This window comes from Idiomarina sp. PL1-037 (assembly GCF_034422975.1).
Taxonomy (GTDB): domain Bacteria; phylum Pseudomonadota; class Gammaproteobacteria; order Enterobacterales; family Alteromonadaceae; genus Idiomarina.
Genome location: NZ_CP139873.1, coordinates 2,611,998 through 2,632,115, shown reverse-complemented (window position 1 = coordinate 2,632,115; position 20,118 = coordinate 2,611,998). Strand labels below are relative to the sequence as shown.

Sequence of the window (20,118 nt, the reverse complement as noted above, 5' to 3'; positions counted from 1 at the left end):
TGCTCCCGTTGCGCTTGGCGCTATTAAACCATCGGTTTTGTGCTCTTACCACTTTCGCCTGTTCGGCGCCACAAGCTGGTAATGCGCGCAGAGCGAACGATAAGCCAGGTCATAGCGAATAGGCCAAGGCCTAAACCAAGTGCTAACCAGCGGTTATAAATTGTTGCTGAATAAATACCGCCATTGCCAACTGGCACGACTTGTTGTGGCATTAACGGAAGGCCGTATCGCGTGGCCATATCTTTAATACCAATGAAGTGGATACCAGGAATGTCTTCTTGTAAGAAGTAACCCATTACGGTATCTACTGCGAAGGCGCGAGCCGGGGCATCCTCTTGAAGCCCAGATTTAAACATATCGTCAATTCCCGGAGGTCCAACGATAGTCGCGCCACCACCGACGTTAATGAAGGCTTTGTATTGACGGTCAGTTGAATATTCACGAAATATTGCAATACGATCAGCAACGGCTTCCTGATAGCTGGCAGGGTCAATAAAATTGATGTCTGCTCTTTTTATGGTATTTCGTATTGAGGTAATACCTTCTTCTGCAATACCGATACCCCGATCCTCAATACCTCCGATAGAAGCGTAAACGGGTTTTGAACTGAGTACGCCGGCTTCGCGAAGCTCGCGTTCCATATCAAGCCACAGGAAATTAGGCACGTTTCCACCCCATTGTGACGATGACGCAGATGCGATAATTACTGCTTCAGCCCCCATAGCTTCAATGGCTGAGTACACAGCGAGGTTCAGTGCCGGGAATGAGCCTGATACTGTAACTGCAACCAAGTCTCCTTCTTGCACACCAGCATCCGCCATTAACTTAACCGCAACTGCAGCCCAGTTAGGATTAACTGTTGTTTGCTTCGATTCACGCCCACCATGGTTAGTGGTTACAATGCTGTTTTCTAAGCCAACCAGGCCAGAACGTTGGGGATCGAATTCCGGGTTAATTGGCGCCAGTTGCGCGCGCAGTGGTTTAAGTACCTGCATACCTTCGCGCATTATTTTTGACGCATTGACCATGGTGGCGTAATTGTCATCAACAACGGGGTCACGCTGCTTAACATTTTCTGCTGCAACCATAACGATAACTGACAGCACGATAAGAAAAAGAAGTCCCCAGGTTGGTACGCCTGACGAACGCCAATAAATCTTTGTAAAACTACTCATGATTCGTCCTCCTGTTACCAGCCTGGCATCTGAAATGCTTGGCTTGCTTCGTACATTTGTAATGATTCCGGCATAATAATGATAAGGGCCAGACGGACCAGTACCGCTGTGACCGCAAGTCCACACAAAGTTTGCAGTACACCTTGCCGGTCAAACCAAATGGCAATAAGCCCGGGAATAATGTAACCAATGATGCTGCTTTCCATAATTGACATCATAAAGCTCGACTCAAGCGTGGCTATTTGAGCCTGAGCATCATCGCCGCCTGCAATCATTTGCAAATCTACCCAATTAACGAGGTTGCCAAGGAATAAATCCATCAAGCCGGCAATGAGATACCCAGTAAGAATCATAATAATGGTTTGGCGACGGCCATAGATAATAGCGAAGCTGGCAATAATTCTGACAATGAGATAGGTGATTAGCGCAGCAACAAGCGTGATAGCCAAGCTTAGAGGGTCAGTCAGCTGTAACGCAACATAACCAGGGACAACCAAGCCGCCAGCGGCCAAGCCCAAGGTTTGAGTCAGTAATAAGGTGAAAAATAGACCAACCCCAATGGCGACGGCAAGAATGTTTAATGCAATCATAGATCTTCCTCCTTAATTGCTCGGTTCTGGAAGAAACGAGCAACTTCTTCGCCACCACCGTGAATATTACACATGCCGACAACTAATGCGCTGCTGCCGGACTCTTCTAAAATTGTTTCAGTAATTTCGGTCATATGAGCATTTTCCATGACTAATAATTTTTCTGGGTCGAGGCCGTATTTGACGGCATTCCGAACAAAGATAAATGTACCTGACCCCATCAGCAGATACTTATCTGCCTGACTCCAATTAACGGCGTCTTCGGCCATTTGCTGAGAGCGGTGCGGACGGTCTGCCCGGCAGTTGATCAAAACAATCTTACGGCGGTCTTCGCCGTGTTTCTCCAGCATATTTTCCCAAATGCGGCCTGTAGACTCAGGGTCATTGGCTGCAAAGGCGTTAACGAATATAATTTCGCGTTTGAAGTAGTTAACGTGAAGAACCTGCATGGCTCCGGCTTCTGGCTCTAATGCAACCATGCCGTCCAACGCTTTCTCCCGTTCAACGCCAAGGTGCTCACAGACATTCAGAGCTAAAGCAACATTTTCGGCGTGCTCTGCGTAACGGAAACGCTTCATGGTGTCGTCGGTAATGGCGTTAACTTCTTCTTCGGTTACACCATGCAGTTCACTTTTACGGTCATTACATGAATGTTTAAATACATCGAGTAAGTCGCGTTCGGCGGTGAATAAGTCGCCTTTAACGGGGGTGCTGCCTGCCAGAGCTAAGGCTACGTCGTTTTCACCCGGACCCATAACATCTAAATGGTCGGCACGGGCATTGGTAATAACGCCAACGGTTGAGCGAACCATTCGCAATTCACTCAAAGACTGGTACTGTGGCTGCAGGGCCATACATTCCATAACCACAATTTCAGGCTTTAACGCTGCCATTCTTTTGAGCGTACGCATTTGCTCAATAATATTCGCACCGCTTATTCGGTAAATAGGAAATTCGCGACCATCTGGGTCAGTAATAGCTGCTGCAGAACCAGTTGTTTTAGCACAGATACGTTTGCCACCGCTGCGTAACCCTGCCGCAATTAATCGGGTAACGCTGGTTTTTCCCCGGGTACCATTTACATGAACTCGAACGGGAATTTTACGGACAAGTGCCCAATGGCGAACGGCCTCAAAAACGCCGGCTATAACCAGAACAACCCATAGTGCAGCTACAATAGCGAGCATGCTGGGTATTTCCACGGGAATCCTCCTGAAATAATTCGTTTAAAACGGGACTATCATTACAGAGTCCCCCTTAATAGTGCTATTGTTTTTAGGGATCTTTACAAAAGGGCAATTCAGGATGCTTAAAACACGAACAACAGAAATAAAATGGGGCATTATTTTTATTGTAGTGAGTATGTTGTGGGTATTAATAGCAAGGCTGGTTGGTCTTCATGACAATTACATTGCTTACCATTCAACTTACTCGAACTTCTTTGCGCTTATTGCTATCGCCATTTTTGTATTAGCACTTCGAGAAAAGCGAGAAAAAGATCTTAATGGATCAATGACCTGGATGCAGGGGTTTATCAGTGGCCTGATTGTAGCCATTGTAGTGGCGATTTTAACGCCCGTTAGTCAGTGGATAACGCACGTTATTATTTCACCCAATTATTTTGAAAATATCAGCAATTTTGCTGTCAGTGAAGGTGGAATGGATGCTGAGCAAGCGGAGATTTACTTTACTTTAGGTAGCTATATTATTCAGTCGATGCTCTTTGCTCTTGTTATCGGCACCATTACGGCCGCATTAGTTGCGGTATTTATAAAAACACCGCAACTTGATGATCATTAATTCGTTTTTAAGATTGGCCGGAGCACGTCAGCCCGGCCATCAATGTCGGTGAGCAGCTCTAAATTGAGTAACTCTGCCAGCATTGGGTAAATATGAATGTTCTCAAACCGCTCAACTTGCTGGTTACTATTGAAGCCGGTTCCGGCTGCAACAAACAGGCCGTCCATATCGCGGGTGCCGTAATACCCGTGGGTGCCGCCGTCTGACCATTGCTCTCGCGGGCGTGTAGCGAAAGTGACAGGGGCATCTGTCGCTAACACGATGGAAGGCACCCGTGGGCTATTCACGAAGTGTCGCTGAGCCAACGCTTCTTCCGACTCAGTATAAAAGGGACCATCAGCCATTTGGTTCAGGCGCTGTCGGAGTGAGTCTACTTGCTCGTCCGAAGTTCCCTCATTTGCGTAAATGAGCAGTCGAGTTTGTGCATTCACAACGTTAAACAGCTCTTCATCAATAGTCAGCTCACTAACGTCAATCATCTTATCGGCTTTAATGGGTGCCATGCCGTGGTCAGAAACCAGAACCAGGTTAACCGGGGCATCCACTTCCGTTTGCATTCGCTGCCATAACTTGCCAATAAGCTTATCAACGTGCTGAACTGCCCCTTTCACTTGTTTAGCGTCCGGGCCAAAACGGTGCCCCATGGTGTCAACGACAGAAAAATAGCCGGTAACAAGGCGTGGACGAGCTTTTTCCGGTAACTTTAACCAGTCGATGATTTGCTCAACTCTCTGGCGGTTAGGAACCGGGTGGCTGTAATGATAAAAATAACTGGGTGTCCGGCCATTAATTCGCGCATCGGACTCAGGCCAGAAAAAAGTCGCTGCTTTTACGCCCTGAAATTCGGCAAGGTTCCACAATGGCAAAGCGGTTATCCAGCTACTGTCCTTTAAGCCATCGCCCATGCTGTATTTTTGCTGGCGCTCGGTATCGTAAAAGTTATTATCGACCAGGCCGTGATGAGTAGGATAACGGCCGGTGATAATAGACAGATGATTTGGGAACGTCTTTGACGGATAAACAGGAATAAGTCCTTTACTGCGCACGCCGCTTTTAGCTAATTCTGCAATGTTTTTAGCGTTATGTTTTTCAATATAATCGTGGCGAAAGCCATCAATTGAAATAAGTACTACAGTTTGCTCATTACTTTTTCCGAAAGTAAATGACGAAAAAAGCACGAGGCAGACAGCTAAAAGCGTTCTCATAGTAATTTCCGGTATCCGACTTTAGACCTTTTTAACAAATTCAGATTTCAGTTTCATTGCACCAATACCGTCAATTTTACAGTCGATGTCATGGTCACCATCAATTAAGCGGATATTTTTAACTTTGGTACCGACTTTAACCACCGAAGATGAACCTTTAATTTTAAGATCCTTAATGACAGTGACAGTATCGCCGTCTTCCAGTGGCGCACCATTGGCATCGCGATAAGTTGGTGCATCGTCAGCTACTTCTGGCTCGTTTTCAGACCATTCGTGTCCGCATTCAGGACAAATTAATAAGGTGCCATCGTGGTAGGTGAAACTTGAGTTGCACTCAGGACAGGCTGGAAAATCGCTCATGTCAGATCCTTTTGAGGAGATGAAAGCAGGCGATTATAGCCTGTCAGAGCTGTCGGCGCACTAGACAAAAATTAGTACCACTAGCGTTGTGACAATGGCCAGCAAAATATTCAGTACCAAACCTTCTTTTGCCATGGCTTTTATAGTGACTCGATTAGACGCAAAAACAATAGAGTTTGGCGGTGTGGCGACCGGCATGCAAAAGGCACAACTGCAGGCAATAACCGCAGGTATCATGAGTAACTCGATAGGTAACTCAAGTGCCGTTGCCGTGGCTGCCAGAATGGGCATAAGTAAGGTAGCCGTTGCGGTATTGGAGGTTACTTCTGTAACGAAGGACACGGTCATGCTCAAAACAAAAATCAGTAACCACAATGGCAGGGCGTCTAAGGCAGTGAGAGACTGACCAATAAGTTCGCCAAGCCCACTTTCCATAACGCCGCGGGCTAAGCAGATACCACCGGCAAACAGTAGCAAAATGCCCCAGGGAATATCTCTCGCCAACGGCCAGTTTAACAATTTTTCGTTTTTAGCATTCCCAGATGGGATAACGAACATAGCGACAACTCCGGCCAGAGCGACGGTCGCGTCATTGAGGCTGCCAGTACCAAGTACGCCAGTCCAGCCGCCAAAGGGAGCGGTACGTGTTATCCATAAAAAGACAACAACACCGAATACTATCAATACGCGTTTTTCGTAAGTTGTCATTTCACTGGTGGTTGGCAACTCAAGTGGCTTTGACAGTTTGACGTTACGCGTTAGCCAAAGTGCGATAATAGGTAAGCCTAGCAGAACCATGGGTAAACCAATGCTCAGCCACCGGGTAAAACTGAATTCCGCGCCGGTAATATTTTGGTAAATAGATGCGAAAATCAGATTCGGTGGTGTTCCTACTAAAGTCGCGACGCCGCCTAGCGACCCGGCATAGGCCAAACCCAACAGCAGAGCTCGTTGAAAGTCCTTGTCGTCACTGGCATCGGCAAGTGCCAATGCAACGGGTAAAAGTGCCAGCACACCGGCGGTGTTCGATATCCACATAGAGAGAAAAGCGGTTGCAGCCATGAAGGAAATAACTACTTTGCGGCCATTGTCTGCACCAATTCTGGCAATCAAAGACAGAGCCATGCGTTTATGAACACCGCTGGCTTCAACGGCTTTGGCCAGCATGAACGCCCCCATAAACAACAAAATGATGTTGTCACCTAAAGCGCCTGCGGCGGTTTGTGTGTCGATAACCCCGAACGTTGGAAGCAATACAAAAGGCAGTAACGAGGTGACAGGTAAAGGAATGCATTCGGTTACCCACCACCAGGCCACCCAGACCACAGTGCTTAAGGTTAGCGCGGCGGGTAACGGCATGTTTGCCAGCTGTGTTGTGAGTAATACAATAAGGGCGGTTATTGGCCCCAGTGCTAAATGTTTCATTAAGCGGTTGTCACATCCTTTTCATCTTTTACCCTGTAAGATAATAGAGAAGTGGCTGAATCACCAACGAAAGAATAAAAGGCAGTCTATGAATCAACAACTTGCGCGTTCTACCTCGCTGGCGGGCGCTATTGTTTTAGGGCTGGGTTCCATTTTAGGCACGGGCGCTTTCGTTAGTGTCGGTATTGGTGCCGACATTGCCGGTGGCGCTGTTGTATGGGCAATTCTTATTGCGGCGGTAACGGCCTTATGTAATGGCTTGTCTTCGGCTCAGTTAGCTTCAGCACACTCAGTAAGCGGCGGAACCTATGAATACGGCTATCGGTTCCTGACTCCGGCTTATGGCGTAACGGCCGGCAGTTTATTTGTAGTAGCAAAAAGTGCATCAGCGGCAACAGCCGCGCTGGCGGTAGGTTGGTATGTGACGAACACCTCGGCAATACCGTCATATTTTGCACAATGGATAGCGGCTGCGGTGTTGGTACTATTTACGTTATTAGTATTGGGTGGCGTTAAGCGCACAAACCGGGTTAATGCAGTCATTGTTACGGTGAGCATCGTGGCTCTGTTGGCTTTCATTATTAACGGACATCAACAAACTTCCCTTGTTGTTGAGCGGGCTTCGGTAGAATGGTGGCACGTTTTGCAGGCGGCAGCTCTGCTTTTTGTTGCCTACACAGGCTACGGACGCATTGCCACCATGGGTGAAGAAGTACAAAACCCGCGCCGGGTTATTCCTCTGGCCGTTGTTTTAACTCTGGCGGCTGTGACGCTTCTGTATTTAGGGGTTGGTAGCGCTCTATTGCACTTTCCCAGCATAGCGGACTTTCAGGCGGAGCATTTCTCCCTGGCACGTTTGCTGCCGAGCGGACCAATACAATGGTTGGTAACCCTTGGCGCAGTGGCTGCTATGGGCGGAGTTATCCTGAACTTAATTTTGGGCGTATCGCGGGTGGTTTTGGCCATGGGGCGCAGGGCCGATTTGCCGATGCGCTTTGCTAACTTAAACGACCAGCAAACATCGGCGCCCCCGGCAACCTGGCTAACTTCTATTGTCATGCTGGTGCTGGTCGCAATTGGTGATATAAAGACCGCATGGTCGTTCAGCGCCTTTACGGTTTTAGTGTATTATGGCATCACGAATTTAGCGGCGCTGAAAGTCGCAAAAAGTGATCGTTTTTTACCCAAGTGGGTATCCATACTAGGTTTAGTCAGCTGCCTTGGGTTGGCCGTTTTTGTTCCCTGGCAAGTGTTGTTGTCAGGGCTTATTTTTATTGTCGTAGTTCTGCTGATACATCAGCTGAGACGCTAAGAGGTAACCATGCGAGATATTGTTATTCTGCACGAGAATGAAGAGTGGCTGGTGCCGCTAAGAGCAGAGTTTGAAAAGCGCGGCGTAGAAGCCAAAGAATGGTTTCTGGATAAGGGAGTTATACCTTTTTCCGAGCTTCCGGAAGATGCGGTTTATTACAACCGTATGAGTGCTTCCTCGCACACGCGGGGTCATCGGTTTGCACCGGAACTGACTCGCATGGCGTTAACCTGGTTGGAAAATAGTAATAGAACCGTGGTTAATGGCACCCGGGTGCTGGCGCTGGAAGTGTGTAAGCTGTCGCAATATGCGGCGCTGCAAAAAGCGGGGCTTAATGTACCTAAAACACAAGCTGTGGTGGGGAAAAATCTGCTGACAGAGGCCGCTGAGAAGTTTGCTGAGTGGCCACTGATTTTAAAGCCTAATCGTGGAGGTAAAGGTTTAGGCGTCATGAAGTTTGATGATGTCGCTGGCTTGGAGAACTACCTAAACAGCGACGATTATGAAGAGCCGTTAGACGGTATCTGGCTGTTACAGGAATACATTCAGCCAAAGCAGCCGCATATTACCCGCAGTGAGTTTGTCGGGCAGAAATTTGTTTACGCGGTTAACGTTAATACTGAGCAAGGCTTTGAGTTATGCCCTGCCGATGTGTGCAGCGTGGATGATGCATTTTGCCCAACCACTGAAGCGTCTGCTGATGGAAATCAACCCAATAAATTCACTATTACGCAGCGTTTTAATGACCATGAAATTATTTTTGCGCTGGAAGCCTTTTTGAAAGCCAATGATATCGATGTGGCCGGCATTGAATTTATTGAGGACGAAAAAGGCGAGTTGTACGTTTACGATGTGAACACCAACACCAATTATAATCAAAGTGCGGAGCGTGAAGCGGGTGTTAAGAAAACAGGCATGGGCGCGTTAGCGGATTACCTGATTAGCTTAGCCCAATAAGGTGACTCAAAAAAAATGGCCCCATAAAAATGGGGCCATAACAAATCCAGGGAGGGATTAATTTTTAGAAAGTGTATTCCACACCGAAAGAAGCGGTTTGAGGTTTGTTCGGACGTGCACCATGTGGTGAACGAGCAATAATCTTCTGCTGATCGAACAGGTTCTCAACTTTGAAATAAACCGCCATGTTGTTGTTCATTTCGTAGCGGCTGACAAAGTCGGTGACAAAAACAGACTCCGTTTTGTCAAAGCGGCTGTTGCTTCGGTTACAGCCGGTGCTGACGCACATTTCGTCAGCGTATTTGGCGACAACATAATTTACCCATCCTTGCTGGTTATCGAGCGCAATACGCATACTGAACATGTTTTGTGGAATGTCAGCTAACTCGTCGCCGTCAAGGTTATCGAGGTTGTCTTCGCTAATTTCACCCTTGGTATAGGTGTAAGTAACATCAATAGGTATTAAGAAACTTCCTGCTTCAAAGGTATTGCTCGCCTGGAATTCCAAACCGCGAACGACTGACTCACCCAATACGTAGTTGCCTGATTCAGCGCCGTTGTCACATGGGTTAGCAATTGAACATTGTTGTGTGGTGTCGCTAAAGTCGCTATAGAAACCAATGGCTTCTGCAAAGAATGAACCTTGGTTAAAACGAACACCGGCTTCGTAGTTATTACTGGTTTCTGGCTCCTGGAAGCTTTTCGCACCGCCGCCTAAAGGAGAAAAGCCTTTATGTGCACCAGCCAGTACCTGCCAGTTTTCGCTCACGTCATACGTGAAGGATACGCCCGGCAACCATTCGTTGCTGTCGTTTGAACGCGCGCTGTCCAACTGTTCGCGTGCTGTATCCGCAAACTGGTTACGGTAAGACTCTACGTCTTCATAACGCAGCGCTAAGTGTACGTTCAGATTCTCGGTTGCCTGCCATTGATCCGTTAACCAGAAACTGATTGCGTCTGCGCCTTCTAGACGGTTATTACCGCCGGTAGGCATAATTTTGCCTTGGTAAACGAGGCTACCGTTAACCTGATCATAAATTTCAACTGGCTGGAAACGATCCATCTCGTCGCTGTGATCGCGAACACCCACTTCCAGGTTATGAGCCCCTAAAGCAAACTGAGCATTGGCTTCAATGCCTTTAGATTCATAAGCACGGTTGTTGTTTTTGTAGTTTAACCCGGCTTCGTCCTGAGTGCCTCGCAAAATAGCTAATGCCTCGGCGTCACCGTTGTTAGCCGCACTGACGTATGCATTGCCGCCATCCAGTTTGAACCAGTTACGGGCATAGTCGTTGTAGTAGCCTAAAATATTTAAAGTCAGATTATCAGTGGCTTCAAATACATAGTTTAAGCTGTAGCCCTTGTGCGAGTTATCCATCTGATCAATTTCAGAAAGTCCATAACGACGATTTTCATTTTCAGCAAAATCGGTGTCAGTCAGGCCAAGATAGGTTTCATTTGAGATTTCTTCTGAATATTGAACTTTGGCCAACAGGCTCTGGCGCTCGCCAGTCCACTGCAGTTTTGCAACGTAGTCTTCAATATCAAAACCGGCATCGCGACTGCTTCGATCAATTTCTTTGAAACCGTCGCTGCTGCGTTGCACTGTTTCTAATAAAAAGCCCCATGGACCTTCAGTGCCGCCCACATGAGCGTGAATATCACGGCTGCTGTTCTCACCAAACTGAGTCAGAACCTGGCCACCAAAGTCTTCCGGAATAGGTGTTGTCACCAGGTTTAAAACGCCGCCGGTTGTTTGTGGGCCGTAACGTAGCAAAGGCGCACCTTTTAACACTTCAACCGATGACATACGGAACGTAGTCGGGAAGTAGTAGGCGGCCGGGTTTGAATAGGGAGCCGGTGCTATCATGACGCCGTCTTCCATCAGTGTGACCTTGCTGACACGTCCGGCTGAAGCAGCACGAATGCCGATGTTAGGGCGCAGACCCTGGCCGTCCTCTTCACGAACATAAACACCCGGGATGGTTTTCATTAACTGGTTGATATCGCTCGGCACTTCAATACGCATCTGTTCTTCGTCAATAACGGCGCTGGAGCCGGCAACATTGCGGGCGTCTGTTTTACTGCCAATAATTTTGATTTGCTCGATATCAGTATCGCCGCTAGCGTTATTGGCCATAGCGGGAGCTGCGAGAGCGGTCAGTATGGTGCTGGCTAAGATCGTCTTTTTCATAACGTATTCACTTCACCTTTTTTGAAAAGTTATTTTAGATTAATTAAATTCGATGGGAATAGTAATTAAAATAAGAATGATTCGCAATAATCTTTTTAAGATTTTTGATCCAGCTCTTTACTCTGGTGTTCCTCCGGAAGATTTGAAAAAGACTTGGAAGAATTAATGCAATTACCCGTGCGATCTATAGAATTCTAACTTAATGGTAAAAAATATAAGGATGGCAAGAATGCTTGCGATACATATGAAAGGAAGTGTCTCTGTTCTCGTTGTAATGCTGCTGTCAGGTTGCACTTTGTTAACTTCGGAAGAGCAAGTGCCGACATATTATCAGTGTGGTGCAAGTGAACTTAGCGTACTGCCAAAAGATCAAGGTGTGCTGTTAAGTTATGGGTCACAGCAGGAGGATTTACTGCAGACCGTTAGTGGTTCTGGAGCCCGTTACTCAAATAATAAAGAGCCGTTAACACAGTTTTGGAGTAAAGGTAATGAAGCCGATATTATCTGGCGAGGCCAGGAAATGCCGCTTTGTGTCGAGCAAGGCACTTTACCTAAACACTTTACGGCGAGGGGCAATGAACCTTTCTGGCAAGCGGCGGTAAATCCACAGCATATGGCGCTGACGACTCCTGAAAGCGAAGCAATTATTGACTTAGCCGCAGCGCAGGTTGTTTCTGAACAACCTTATGAATGGCGTATTGAGTCGACGAGCGATAAACATCTTATTGTTATTGACAGGCTATGTCGGGATTCGATGAGTGGGCGTTTATATCCTTATCAGGTCGATTTGCAGGAATCTGATCGTATGTACTCTGGCTGCGGTGGTGACAGTGAGTGGTTGCTCCAGGGGGCTACCTGGGAGCTCTCCGAGTTTGAAGGGCATGCGATTAACTCTAGGCCAGCAACCATTCAGTTTTTAAAAGACAGCCAGCTTGCCGGTTTTAATGGTTGTAATCGTTATTTCGGGAACTACAACATGGGTGGCGAACTTGCTCAAATTCGTATTACCGGAAGCACGAAAATGGCATGCAGTGGCGAGGCTAACGAACTCTCGCAAGAGTTCAGAAGTGCTCTGGAGCGAGTTTATCAAGTGAACATTGATGATAAAGGACGCTTGATACTGAGCACTCGCGGGGGCCGTCAAATGACATTTAAGCAGCAGAGCGAATAAAGGTAAAAGGGCGCCAGCATGCAATTGAAAAAGTACACAGATTACGGCCTGCGGGTTCTTATGTATCTTGCCGCAAAAGAGGATACGAAGCTTGCCACTATTGATGAGCTGAGTGGCATATTCAATGTTCCCCGCAATCATTTAAATAAGGTCGTCCATCAATTGGGCAAAGAAGGTCTAATTGAAACGCGTCGTGGTAAAAACGGTGGTTTCCTGTTAGCGGTTGAACCGGCTGATATTCGGCTGGATAGAGTCATACGCCGGCTGGAGGGTGATGAGTACTGGGTCGACTGCCATAAACCCGAGTGTGCTATTTTCCCTGTTTGTGAGCTGAAAAATGTAATTAACCAAGGGAAAGAAACTTTCTACAATTCTCTGTCAGGCTACACTCTTGCGTCATTAGTGAGTAATGATGCACAAATTCGAGAGTTTTGGGGGGCCGCTATTCCGGTAACTATCGACAAAGACTGACTTTTGGTCTCAATGTCAGCCGCTATCGTTGCATTTGGTTAGGGTTCGGAGTATCAAAGAAGAACAATAACTAGAATGAATATAAGGGGAAACCATGTTGAAAAAGATAGCTATCGGATTGACTGTTGCCTTAGCCGGGCATTCTGCTCAAGCCGATGAATGGCTGCATTGCGGAAACGTTTTTGATAGTGAAAGCGGCCGTCTGGCCGGAGAGCGGTATATTGAAGTCACGGATAATAAAATCACCGCTATAAGAGTGAACAGCCCTGGTGCTGATTCGTCAGTTACAGACTTAAGCTCTCATACCTGTTTGCCTGGTCTTATTGACTTACACGTACACCTTGACGGTCAGTCGGGGCCGAACTCATACATAAAACAGTTTACTGAAAATCCGGCCGATCTCGCTTTAACGGCTCAACATTATGGGATGAAAACTTTGCATGCCGGCTTTACCACCGTAAGAAACCCGGGTGACTCCCACAACGTGACTATTGCTCTGCGCGATGCCGTCAACTCCGGTGTCGTTGATGGTCCCAGAATTTACTCTGCGGGCAAGTCGCTGGCAACGACAGGGGGGCATGCTGACCCTACTAATGGTTGGAAAGAAGAACTTATGGGGCGTCCCACGCCAAAAGACGGTGTCATTAATAGTGCGGCGGGTGCCCGCGAGGCAGTACGCCAGCATTATAAAGATGGGGCTGACTTCATCAAAATAACCGCGACCGGTGGTGTTTTAAGTATGGCCAGCAGCGGTGATAACCCACAGTTTACCGAAGATGAATTAAAAGCTCTGGTGGATATTGCCAACGATTATAATTTTCACGTTGCAGCCCATGCTCACGGCAAAGCCGGTATGTTACGTGCTGTAAAAGCGGGTATCACCTCGGTGGAACATGGCACTTACATGGATGACGAAGTCATTGCCGCTATGAAAGAACATGGTACTTATTTGGTTCCGACAATTTTGGCCGGTAAGTTTGTTGCGGAGAAAGCTGAGATCGACGGCTATTTTCCGGATGTGGTCAGACCCAAAGCCCGTGCCATAGGACCTAAAATTCAGAATACTTTTGCTAAAGCGTACAAAGCTGGAGTGAATTTCGCCTTTGGCACCGATAGTGGTGTTTCAGCGCATGGTGATAATGCGCTTGAATTCCAGTACATGGTAGAGGCCGGTGTATCGGAAGCAGAAGCAATTCAGTCAGCGACTAAAACGGCAGCGAAAATACTTAAGAATGACAATATTGGGCATCTTGAAGAAGGTAAATTGGCCGATATTGTCGCTGTAAAAGGAAATCCGCTGGAAGACATCACGGTATTACAAAGTGTGAGCTTCGTGATGAAAGACGGCAAGGTATATAAGCATCAGTAAGGAACGCCAGGAAGGGTTAGTCGAAACGAACTGACCCTTCCAGCTTCAGTGAGCTGTGATCAGCACTGCGCACTTCGTATTTGGTTTTATCATCTTGCTTTGATGCCCATAGTTGCACCCGTGCGGGAAGAATAACGGGGCGCTTAAAGGTAACGTCGATATAAGTTACTGGTTTTTGCTGACGCTGCTCGAGCTCAGCTTGAGCTCTTGCCATCATATACATGCCGTGAATAATTGGTTTTTCAAAGCCAAACCAGCGTGAGACCAGTGGATGCAAGTGAATTGGGTTAAAGTCGCCGGAAATGCGTGCATAGCGTCGGCCCATGCCACTGCCTAATTGCCAGTGACTGAGATTTTCCCAGCCAGCTTCCGGCTCAAATGTTTTTATCGGAGGCATCGATTTTTTCGTTGTTCCAGTATTTTGTCCGCTCATCACCTGATAAACGCTGGAGCAAGTCGCTACTTTCTCATTATTTTGCCAGAACTCAACCACAAACTGAGGGCGCAGCCGGCGCGGAGAGACATCAGGACCGCGCTTAGGTACTTTTACTTTAGATACCAGTTGAAAAGGCACTTGTGCAGAAATAACCTGATGGCGCTCAATTTTATTACTGACATGAACTAAACCAGGCGCAGGCCAGGGAAAGCTGTCATCGAGCATTTGCGATAAATGAGCTCTTTGCGCGATGCAGTACAGCATGGCCAGAGGGACGTCACTGACGAAACCACCGAATGACTGTTGATAACGGCTCAAATGCTTAGCTGTTGGCGCAGGAATTGAGTACTCTTTGAGCAAAGTTTCAGATTCTGCTGCTGATTCATCGCTGCGTTGTAACGTCAACAGAGAGCGCAATAACATGCTGGGCATCGGGCTTAGCTTTTGCGGGCTTGTATCAACACGTTCCATAGTGATAGTTAAACTCCATACTGACAATATGGCTATTCTCTCACATGTCTCCTGCTATCAACAGTCCGACCACTAAAAAGCCGCTCCGAAGAGCGGCTTCTTTACGCTTTTTTATTTCTGCGACTCAAGGTTTTCATTGAGGTCTTCGTCATGTTTTTCCAAGTCCCATGGGAGAACACCAGGGCTGTGATGACGAAAGTGCAAATAGTTTTCAAACTGATTAATGACATCGTTGATGATATCAGTCTGCTCATAACCATATAAATTATAAGACTGCCCACCTTGTCTGAGAAATACTTCAGCTCGATAGTAAATTTCTCTGCCTTCATCGTTGGTTAAAGCGTACTCTGGTAGCAGGTAGTCTTTTAAGCGAATTTCGTAAGCAAACTCTAAGTCACCTTTTCGCTCAACGCTAAGAATAATGCGGTTATGGTCTTCGTCAGCTCGGAATTCCGCCGGCCAGTCCTGATCTTTTAACTCGTCCCGGACTTTTTTCATGCTTTCTGTAGCTGGTCCGTTAATAAATTCCAGCACCGACTCTTTATTTGGAAAGTCGACTAGACCAGCCAGACGTTTTTTCCAGTAATCGGCGCCTTCATTGACTCCCCGGCGGTGAGAGTGGCGGTGACTTTGAAGACTATTAGACTGATGTCCTTCAATTATAAGTGCGCGCCACATGCCTGCCGCCGATATTAAAATAATGACAGCAAAGGGCAATGCACTGGTGATAGCGGCGGTTTGCAGAGCGCCTAACCCTCCCGCTACGAGCAAAACGGATGCAACAATGCCTTCAGTACTCGCCCAGAAAACACGTTGCCAGACGGGTGTTTCCATCATGCCGCCAGAGGACAATGAATCAATAACCAGTGAGCCAGAATCCGATGACGTTACAAAGAAGGTGATAATTAATAGTACTGTCAGGAAGCTTAGGACACTGGTCATAGGCAGGTTTTCGTAGAGTTTAAACAGCGCTACCGCCTGGTTATCCTGAACTTCCGAAATTAAGGTTGTGTAACCTTCGTTCATGATCATATTCAATGCTGTATCACCGAACACGGCAAACCAGAAGAAAGTGAATATGGTTGGCACCAGCATAACGCCAAAAACAAACTGGCGTATGGTACGGCCGCGGCTAATTTTGGCAATAAACAGCCCGACAAAAGGTGCCCAGGCTATCGTCCAGCCGAAGATAAATAGTGTCCAGTTACCAATCCAGTCACTGCGCTCATAGGCCTGTAAATTAAAGGTACGCTCCACAATGCCACTTATGTAGGCGCCGGTATTTTGCAGGAAAGTTTCCAGGATATGGATAGTCGGTCCAACCGCGAAAACAAACAACAGCAGGAATATGACTAAGGTAATGTTAATCAAGGACAGTCGCTTAATACCTTTGTCCATGCCAGCAACAACTGATGCTATGGCTGCTAGTGTGATGATTCCAATAGCGATAACCTGAACCGTTGTTCCAACAGGAATGTCTTCCCATAAGTAATTGAGGCCGGCATTAATTTGAATAACCGAAAGGCCAAGGGTCGTCGCAATACCAAACATGGTGCCGAGGATGGCGAAAGTGTCGACTGTATGTCCAATAGGGCCGTTGATTCTGTCGCCAATAAGCGGGTAAAGCGTTGAACGCATAGAAAGTGGTAAGCCGTGGCGAAACGAAAAGTAAGCCAGTACTAAGCCAACTAAGCCGTATATTGCCCAGATATGAAAGCCCCAATGGAAATAGGCGATTTGCATGGCCTGCTTAGCTGAACTCACGGTTTCTGCTGCGCCTGCGGGTGGTTCGGCGTAATGCAGTATGGGCTCGGATACACCAAAGAACAGCAGGGCAATACCGTATCCGGCGGAAAATAACATGGCGAACCAGGAAGTAAAACTGTACTCCGGTTCGCAATGATCGGGCCCTAATTTAATTTTGCCCCAACTTGAGACGGCCACACCAATAATAAAAATGAGAAAAAGTGCGACTGCTAACATATAAAACCAACCGAAATTATCGGTAATGCCAGCAAGGGTCCAGTCAAACAGTTCGCCGGCTTTTTCCGGCGCACTTAACGTGCCTATAACCAGTAAGGCTATAACGATAACCGCAGGAAGGAATACTGGCAGTAAAATTGCAGAATGCCATTTCTGCTTATCGGCTGACATAAAAACTCCTGTTTTTATTATGATTTATTTATATATAGACTACTAAAAAAGATTTGTAATGGGTCACTTTCATTTATTTGCTGTTTAGTTCCCAGTCGGTAAGTTAATATTATGACTGTGATGGTTGTTGATAAAGAGTTATTTTGCAGTTTATGGATTTTGAAAAAAGCTTGGTTAATCTTGAACATTTAGCAAACTCGGTGCCGGGTGCGCTATACCAGCTTGAACGCTCACCGGACGGGCAATTGAAATTTAATTATGTCAGTCAGGGCGTTGAAGCTATTTTTGGGTGTTCGGCTGAGTCACTGGCAAATGACGTGACATTGCTGAGTGAAATTATTCACCCCGACGACTTACAATCTGTATTGAGCAGTATGCACAATTCTGCCCGCTATCAATATTTGTGGGTGAAAGAATACCGGGTGATTAAAAATGGCCGGGTAAGCTGGATATACGGGCACGCAGTGACCAGTCAACAGGCCGACGGCAGCACACTCTGGAATGGACAAATGCTGGACATTACTGAGAGGAAGATGCTGGAGCTGAAAGTTGAAGAGAACCAGCGAAATCTAATGCTTGCTGAACGCGTTGCCGGGCTAGGCCATTGGCAGCTCGATTTAGAGACCGGGCAGTCGCAGTGGTCCGATACCATGTACCATTTACACGGGCTGGAGAAAGCCAAAGTTACCCCATCCTTAGCTCTGACTTTAGAAAGAACTCACCCTGAAGACAGGCAAGCCGTAACCGACGCAACTAATGCCGTTAAGCAGTCTGGGGCGAGAGATGTCGAACATCGTATTATGTTGGGTGACGGTGAAATTCGGTGGTTACGGCAATCGGGAATTTATCGTATTGACGAAGCAGGGCATGGAATTATTTTTGGTACTACGCAGGATATTACCGATTATAAAGAGCTGGAGCTCAAGCTCAGGGAAACCGGTGGTAATGACGAACACACCGGGTTTTATAATCGCCGGCTTATGTTGCAGTCTCTGCAGCGACGTTTTAGCTTATATCAGGCTCACTCCGAGCATCAGTATTACGTGATGGTCGTGCGCGTTGCGAGCAACGCAGAAACCTTAAAATCCGTTAGCAAAATTGTCCGCCAGAACATTCAGGATTACGATACCCCAGGCTGTTTGGGAAACGGAATTATCGTTGTACTCATGTCAACGCTGTCGGCAGAGCAAAATAAGAATTGCTTACAGGCCACCCGACAATTGTTAGAGCAGCACGAAATTGAGCATAAAATAGCGTTAGAACGTGCACAGATAACCGACTCGAGGTTTGACGATGTGTTGCTACGGGCGTTGAGTTAACTTAATGGTTTACCGGTTGGCGAGTTATCGAGGTTCCAGTCTTGCGCCTTACCCATAGAGTTTCTGGGTAGCTGGTTCCCAAAGTTAATGCGTTCAGGTATTTCCGCAGTGGAGAGGTTGCTGCTTAACCAGGTCTGAACACTTTGTTCGGTTATCGTTTCGCTAAGACTCTCGTGCAATACAACAAAGGCTTTGAGCCCATGGCCTTCGTCGGGCCTCATCGGACGCACTGTCGCATCAGCAATTGCCGGATGTTGACGCAGATATTTAGCAATATGATTCGGGAACACATTGATTCCACGTACTGAGACCGCCTTGTCGACTCGTCCGGCAACGTGAAACTCACACTCTGCGTGCCACTGGGTATTATCGGGTATTTCGAAAATACCCTTTGTTTGTCTATCAATTAGCTGCTGAGAGTTTTCAGTATTCCTGCGCCAGCGGGATAACAAACGGTAATTGCTTTCTGGTTTACTTCGGTAACCGATACCTGCAGTCTCGGAACTGCCGTAAATTTCGACAACGCGAGCTGCGCCTATAGAATATAACTGGTGGAAGGTGCTGGCAGGGCACGCTCCGGCAGAGCTAATAAAAAGTACTCCGGGCGGTAGTGGCAGCATCTCTGATGATAATTGAGTGAGCAACTCAGGGAAACCGACAACAACATCGCCGGCACGTAAGCCGCCGTTGCGAACATGGCTATAAGCTTTAAAGCCTCGCAGCACCGGGGCATCAATAAGATGAGGCAACAATACTGTAAACAGAAAGCCATAAATATGGTGGCTGGGCACTAAAGCGACAACACGAGCTGGAGATAACTCATAATCGTTTTCAAAAATGCGCACAAAGTCCTTCACTTCCTCGACTAACGCACTCCATGAGTGCTCGCAGGCTTTGGGTTGGCCGGTGCTGCCGGAAGTGGTAACTGTTAAGTTTTGGGTGTGAACTTGCCGCGATTTCAGAACAACTTCAGCCCATTCGGACAGAGTGTTGCGGCGCAGAAGGTAATCTTCTACTCCACTGTCGCCCATATGAAAGAACTGAACTACCCGGCCAGCTAATGCAAGCCGTTCCAGCGAATCAACAGCAACTTCGTCTTCGCCACTGTCTTTGGTTGACTTGTGTTTTGCTACTAAGGTGTCGTCGTCATGCCATTGACGACGTTTCCAGTGCTCACTTTCAGCCGGACGCATCCGCGCAAGTTCATCGGCGATAATATCGCCGATGACAGTAACAACAAGGTGCTGCTGAAGTGAGTCTGTCACTTTATAGTCGCTTAACGAATACCCAGTAGGTGTCGCCGGTTAAGGCTTGCTTCATATGAACTTTAACTTTGGTCGGTTGCATTTCGTAGTCAAAAACATATTCAAACATGGTGTTTAAATTGCCGCTTTTAACGCCTTCGTCGAAGCGTCCTTTAAACTCTGGGCTGTTGGTGCACGGTGCAACTTCGTTAAAGAAGTTTTTGCCAACGACAGCGCCCGGGTCGCGACCGGTAATGTCGCCTTCGGCGGCATTGTATTGAATGATTTTACCGCTGGCGTCTAACTGAATGGCACCAAAGGCAATGTCGTTTAACTTGTCGTCCGACATTTTAGCTAAGGTGTTTTCGATATCATCAGAACCAAATTGAACAATTTCCATTGTGTTACCTCTAAGTTCGATATGAAATATATAGATTAATAGTGGACCCCGAGGCATTTAGATCA

The 20,118-nt window shown here is 47.1% G+C and carries 18 protein-coding genes; 7 read left to right on the top strand and 11 right to left on the bottom strand.

Annotation, left to right across the window (positions count from 1 at the left end; all coding sequences use genetic code 11):
• Positions 1 to 23: 23 nt before the first annotated feature.
• Genes pgsW through pgsB form a run of 3 tightly spaced genes read right to left on the bottom strand, consistent with a single transcriptional unit; the run spans position 24 to position 2,967 of the window.
• On the bottom strand, positions 24 to 1,175 hold the full coding sequence (pgsW, locus tag U0358_RS12365; protein ID WP_317497651.1) for a poly-gamma-glutamate system protein: 1,152 nt from the start codon (positions 1,173 to 1,175) through the stop codon (positions 24 to 26).
• A gap of 14 nt (positions 1,176 to 1,189) precedes the next feature.
• Positions 1,190 to 1,765: a poly-gamma-glutamate biosynthesis protein PgsC gene (pgsC, locus tag U0358_RS12360; RefSeq protein ID WP_317497650.1), complete on the bottom strand. Its 576-nt coding sequence runs from the start codon at positions 1,763 to 1,765 to the stop codon at positions 1,190 to 1,192.
• A complete protein-coding gene (gene pgsB, locus U0358_RS12355) occupies positions 1,762 to 2,967 on the bottom strand; it encodes a poly-gamma-glutamate synthase PgsB (protein WP_322406455.1) in 1,206 nt (401 codons plus the stop codon). Before pgsB ends, pgsC begins: the two co-directional genes overlap by 4 nt.
• Before the next feature lie 103 nt (positions 2,968 to 3,070).
• Here pgsB and U0358_RS12350 point away from each other — a divergent pair, with 103 nt between their 5' ends.
• A complete protein-coding gene (locus tag U0358_RS12350; RefSeq protein WP_322406454.1) occupies positions 3,071 to 3,565 on the top strand; it encodes a DUF4199 domain-containing protein in 495 nt (164 codons plus the stop codon).
• Here U0358_RS12350 and U0358_RS12345 read toward each other — a convergent pair.
• Genes U0358_RS12345 through U0358_RS12335 form a run of 3 tightly spaced genes read right to left on the bottom strand, consistent with a single transcriptional unit; the run spans position 3,562 to position 6,555 of the window.
• Complete coding sequence (locus U0358_RS12345) at positions 3,562 to 4,770, bottom strand: alkaline phosphatase family protein (protein WP_317497647.1); 1,209 nt, start codon at positions 4,768 to 4,770, stop codon at positions 3,562 to 3,564. The genes U0358_RS12350 and U0358_RS12345 overlap by 4 nt on opposite strands.
• A 21-nt stretch (positions 4,771 to 4,791) precedes the next feature.
• Complete coding sequence (locus tag U0358_RS12340) at positions 4,792 to 5,130, bottom strand: zinc ribbon domain-containing protein YjdM (protein WP_317497646.1); 339 nt, start codon at positions 5,128 to 5,130, stop codon at positions 4,792 to 4,794.
• Positions 5,131 to 5,190: 60 nt separating this feature from the next.
• Positions 5,191 to 6,555, bottom strand: coding sequence for an SLC13 family permease (locus tag U0358_RS12335; protein WP_322406453.1), 1,365 nt, complete (start codon positions 6,553 to 6,555; stop codon positions 5,191 to 5,193).
• Positions 6,556 to 6,643: 88 nt separating this feature from the next.
• Here U0358_RS12335 and U0358_RS12330 point away from each other — a divergent pair, with 88 nt between their 5' ends.
• On the top strand, positions 6,644 to 7,867 hold the full coding sequence (locus U0358_RS12330; protein ID WP_322406452.1) for an APC family permease: 1,224 nt from the start codon (positions 6,644 to 6,646) through the stop codon (positions 7,865 to 7,867).
• A gap of 9 nt (positions 7,868 to 7,876) precedes the next feature.
• Positions 7,877 to 8,824, top strand: coding sequence for an ATP-grasp domain-containing protein (locus U0358_RS12325; RefSeq protein ID WP_317497643.1), 948 nt, complete (start codon positions 7,877 to 7,879; stop codon positions 8,822 to 8,824).
• A 64-nt stretch (positions 8,825 to 8,888) separates the two neighbouring features.
• On the opposite strand, the gene U0358_RS12320 is transcribed toward U0358_RS12325, so the two are convergent.
• A complete protein-coding gene (locus tag U0358_RS12320; RefSeq protein WP_322406451.1) occupies positions 8,889 to 11,018 on the bottom strand; it encodes a TonB-dependent receptor family protein in 2,130 nt (709 codons plus the stop codon).
• Positions 11,019 to 11,247: 229 nt separating this feature from the next.
• On the opposite strand from U0358_RS12320, the gene U0358_RS12315 reads away from it, so the two are divergent.
• The 3 genes from U0358_RS12315 to U0358_RS12305 all read left to right on the top strand — a co-directional run bounded on the left by U0358_RS12315 (position 11,248) and on the right by U0358_RS12305 (position 14,029).
• Entirely contained in the window at positions 11,248 to 12,189 is a 942-nt protein-coding gene (locus tag U0358_RS12315) for an META domain-containing protein (protein WP_322406450.1), read from the top strand.
• Positions 12,190 to 12,207: 18 nt separating this feature from the next.
• Complete coding sequence (locus U0358_RS12310; RefSeq protein WP_317497640.1) at positions 12,208 to 12,660, top strand: RrF2 family transcriptional regulator; 453 nt, start codon at positions 12,208 to 12,210, stop codon at positions 12,658 to 12,660.
• Positions 12,661 to 12,754: 94 nt separating this feature from the next.
• On the top strand, positions 12,755 to 14,029 hold the full coding sequence (locus U0358_RS12305) for a metal-dependent hydrolase family protein (RefSeq protein WP_322406449.1): 1,275 nt from the start codon (positions 12,755 to 12,757) through the stop codon (positions 14,027 to 14,029).
• A 16-nt stretch (positions 14,030 to 14,045) separates the two neighbouring features.
• Here the strand turns inward: U0358_RS12305 and U0358_RS12300 are convergent, their stop codons facing one another.
• Both U0358_RS12300 and U0358_RS12295 read right to left on the bottom strand, forming a co-directional pair.
• Positions 14,046 to 14,936: a MaoC family dehydratase gene (locus U0358_RS12300; RefSeq protein ID WP_322406448.1), complete on the bottom strand. Its 891-nt coding sequence runs from the start codon at positions 14,934 to 14,936 to the stop codon at positions 14,046 to 14,048.
• Between the two features lie 111 nt (positions 14,937 to 15,047).
• Complete coding sequence (locus tag U0358_RS12295; RefSeq protein WP_317497637.1) at positions 15,048 to 17,090, bottom strand: BCCT family transporter; 2,043 nt, start codon at positions 17,088 to 17,090, stop codon at positions 15,048 to 15,050.
• A gap of 152 nt (positions 17,091 to 17,242) precedes the next feature.
• Between U0358_RS12295 and U0358_RS12290 the strand changes: the two genes are divergently transcribed.
• Positions 17,243 to 18,409, top strand: a complete 1,167-nt coding sequence (locus U0358_RS12290) for a PAS domain-containing protein (RefSeq protein ID WP_322406447.1) — start codon at positions 17,243 to 17,245, stop codon at positions 18,407 to 18,409.
• Here U0358_RS12290 and U0358_RS12285 read toward each other — a convergent pair.
• Positions 18,406 to 19,674: an AMP-binding protein gene (locus tag U0358_RS12285; protein WP_322406446.1), complete on the bottom strand. Its 1,269-nt coding sequence runs from the start codon at positions 19,672 to 19,674 to the stop codon at positions 18,406 to 18,408. The two genes, U0358_RS12290 and U0358_RS12285, sit on opposite strands and share 4 nt — an antisense overlap.
• A 1-nt stretch (position 19,675) precedes the next feature.
• Positions 19,676 to 20,053 carry a photoactive yellow protein gene (pyp, locus tag U0358_RS12280; RefSeq protein ID WP_317497634.1) on the bottom strand — a complete coding sequence of 126 codons (378 nt, stop codon included), beginning with the start codon at positions 20,051 to 20,053 and terminating at the stop codon, positions 19,676 to 19,678.
• Positions 20,054 to 20,118: the final 65 nt, after the last annotated feature.

What these genes read in the sequence shown, in the direction of transcription:
- pgsW (WP_317497651.1), bottom strand. Translation starts at nt 1,175, where the DNA reads ATGAGTAGTTTTACAAAGATTTATTGGCGTTCGTCAGGCGTACCAACC.
- pgsC (WP_317497650.1), bottom strand. Translation starts at nt 1,765, where the DNA reads ATGATTGCATTAAACATTCTTGCCGTCGCCATTGGGGTTGGTCTATTT.
- U0358_RS12350 (WP_322406454.1), top strand. Translation starts at nt 3,071, where the DNA reads ATGCTTAAAACACGAACAACAGAAATAAAATGGGGCATTATTTTTATT.
- U0358_RS12345 (WP_317497647.1), bottom strand. Translation starts at nt 4,770, where the DNA reads ATGAGAACGCTTTTAGCTGTCTGCCTCGTGCTTTTTTCGTCATTTACT.
- U0358_RS12340 (WP_317497646.1), bottom strand. Translation starts at nt 5,130, where the DNA reads ATGAGCGATTTTCCAGCCTGTCCTGAGTGCAACTCAAGTTTCACCTAC.
- U0358_RS12335 (WP_322406453.1), bottom strand. Translation starts at nt 6,555, where the DNA reads ATGAAACATTTAGCACTGGGGCCAATAACCGCCCTTATTGTATTACTC.
- U0358_RS12330 (WP_322406452.1), top strand. Translation starts at nt 6,644, where the DNA reads ATGAATCAACAACTTGCGCGTTCTACCTCGCTGGCGGGCGCTATTGTT.
- U0358_RS12325 (WP_317497643.1), top strand. Translation starts at nt 7,877, where the DNA reads ATGCGAGATATTGTTATTCTGCACGAGAATGAAGAGTGGCTGGTGCCG.
- U0358_RS12320 (WP_322406451.1), bottom strand. Translation starts at nt 11,018, where the DNA reads ATGAAAAAGACGATCTTAGCCAGCACCATACTGACCGCTCTCGCAGCT.
- U0358_RS12315 (WP_322406450.1), top strand. Translation starts at nt 11,248, where the DNA reads ATGCTTGCGATACATATGAAAGGAAGTGTCTCTGTTCTCGTTGTAATG.
- U0358_RS12310 (WP_317497640.1), top strand. Translation starts at nt 12,208, where the DNA reads ATGCAATTGAAAAAGTACACAGATTACGGCCTGCGGGTTCTTATGTAT.
- U0358_RS12305 (WP_322406449.1), top strand. Translation starts at nt 12,755, where the DNA reads ATGTTGAAAAAGATAGCTATCGGATTGACTGTTGCCTTAGCCGGGCAT.
- U0358_RS12300 (WP_322406448.1), bottom strand. Translation starts at nt 14,936, where the DNA reads ATGGAACGTGTTGATACAAGCCCGCAAAAGCTAAGCCCGATGCCCAGC.
- U0358_RS12295 (WP_317497637.1), bottom strand. Translation starts at nt 17,090, where the DNA reads ATGTCAGCCGATAAGCAGAAATGGCATTCTGCAATTTTACTGCCAGTA.
- U0358_RS12290 (WP_322406447.1), top strand. Translation starts at nt 17,243, where the DNA reads ATGGATTTTGAAAAAAGCTTGGTTAATCTTGAACATTTAGCAAACTCG.
- pyp (WP_317497634.1), bottom strand. Translation starts at nt 20,053, where the DNA reads ATGGAAATTGTTCAATTTGGTTCTGATGATATCGAAAACACCTTAGCT.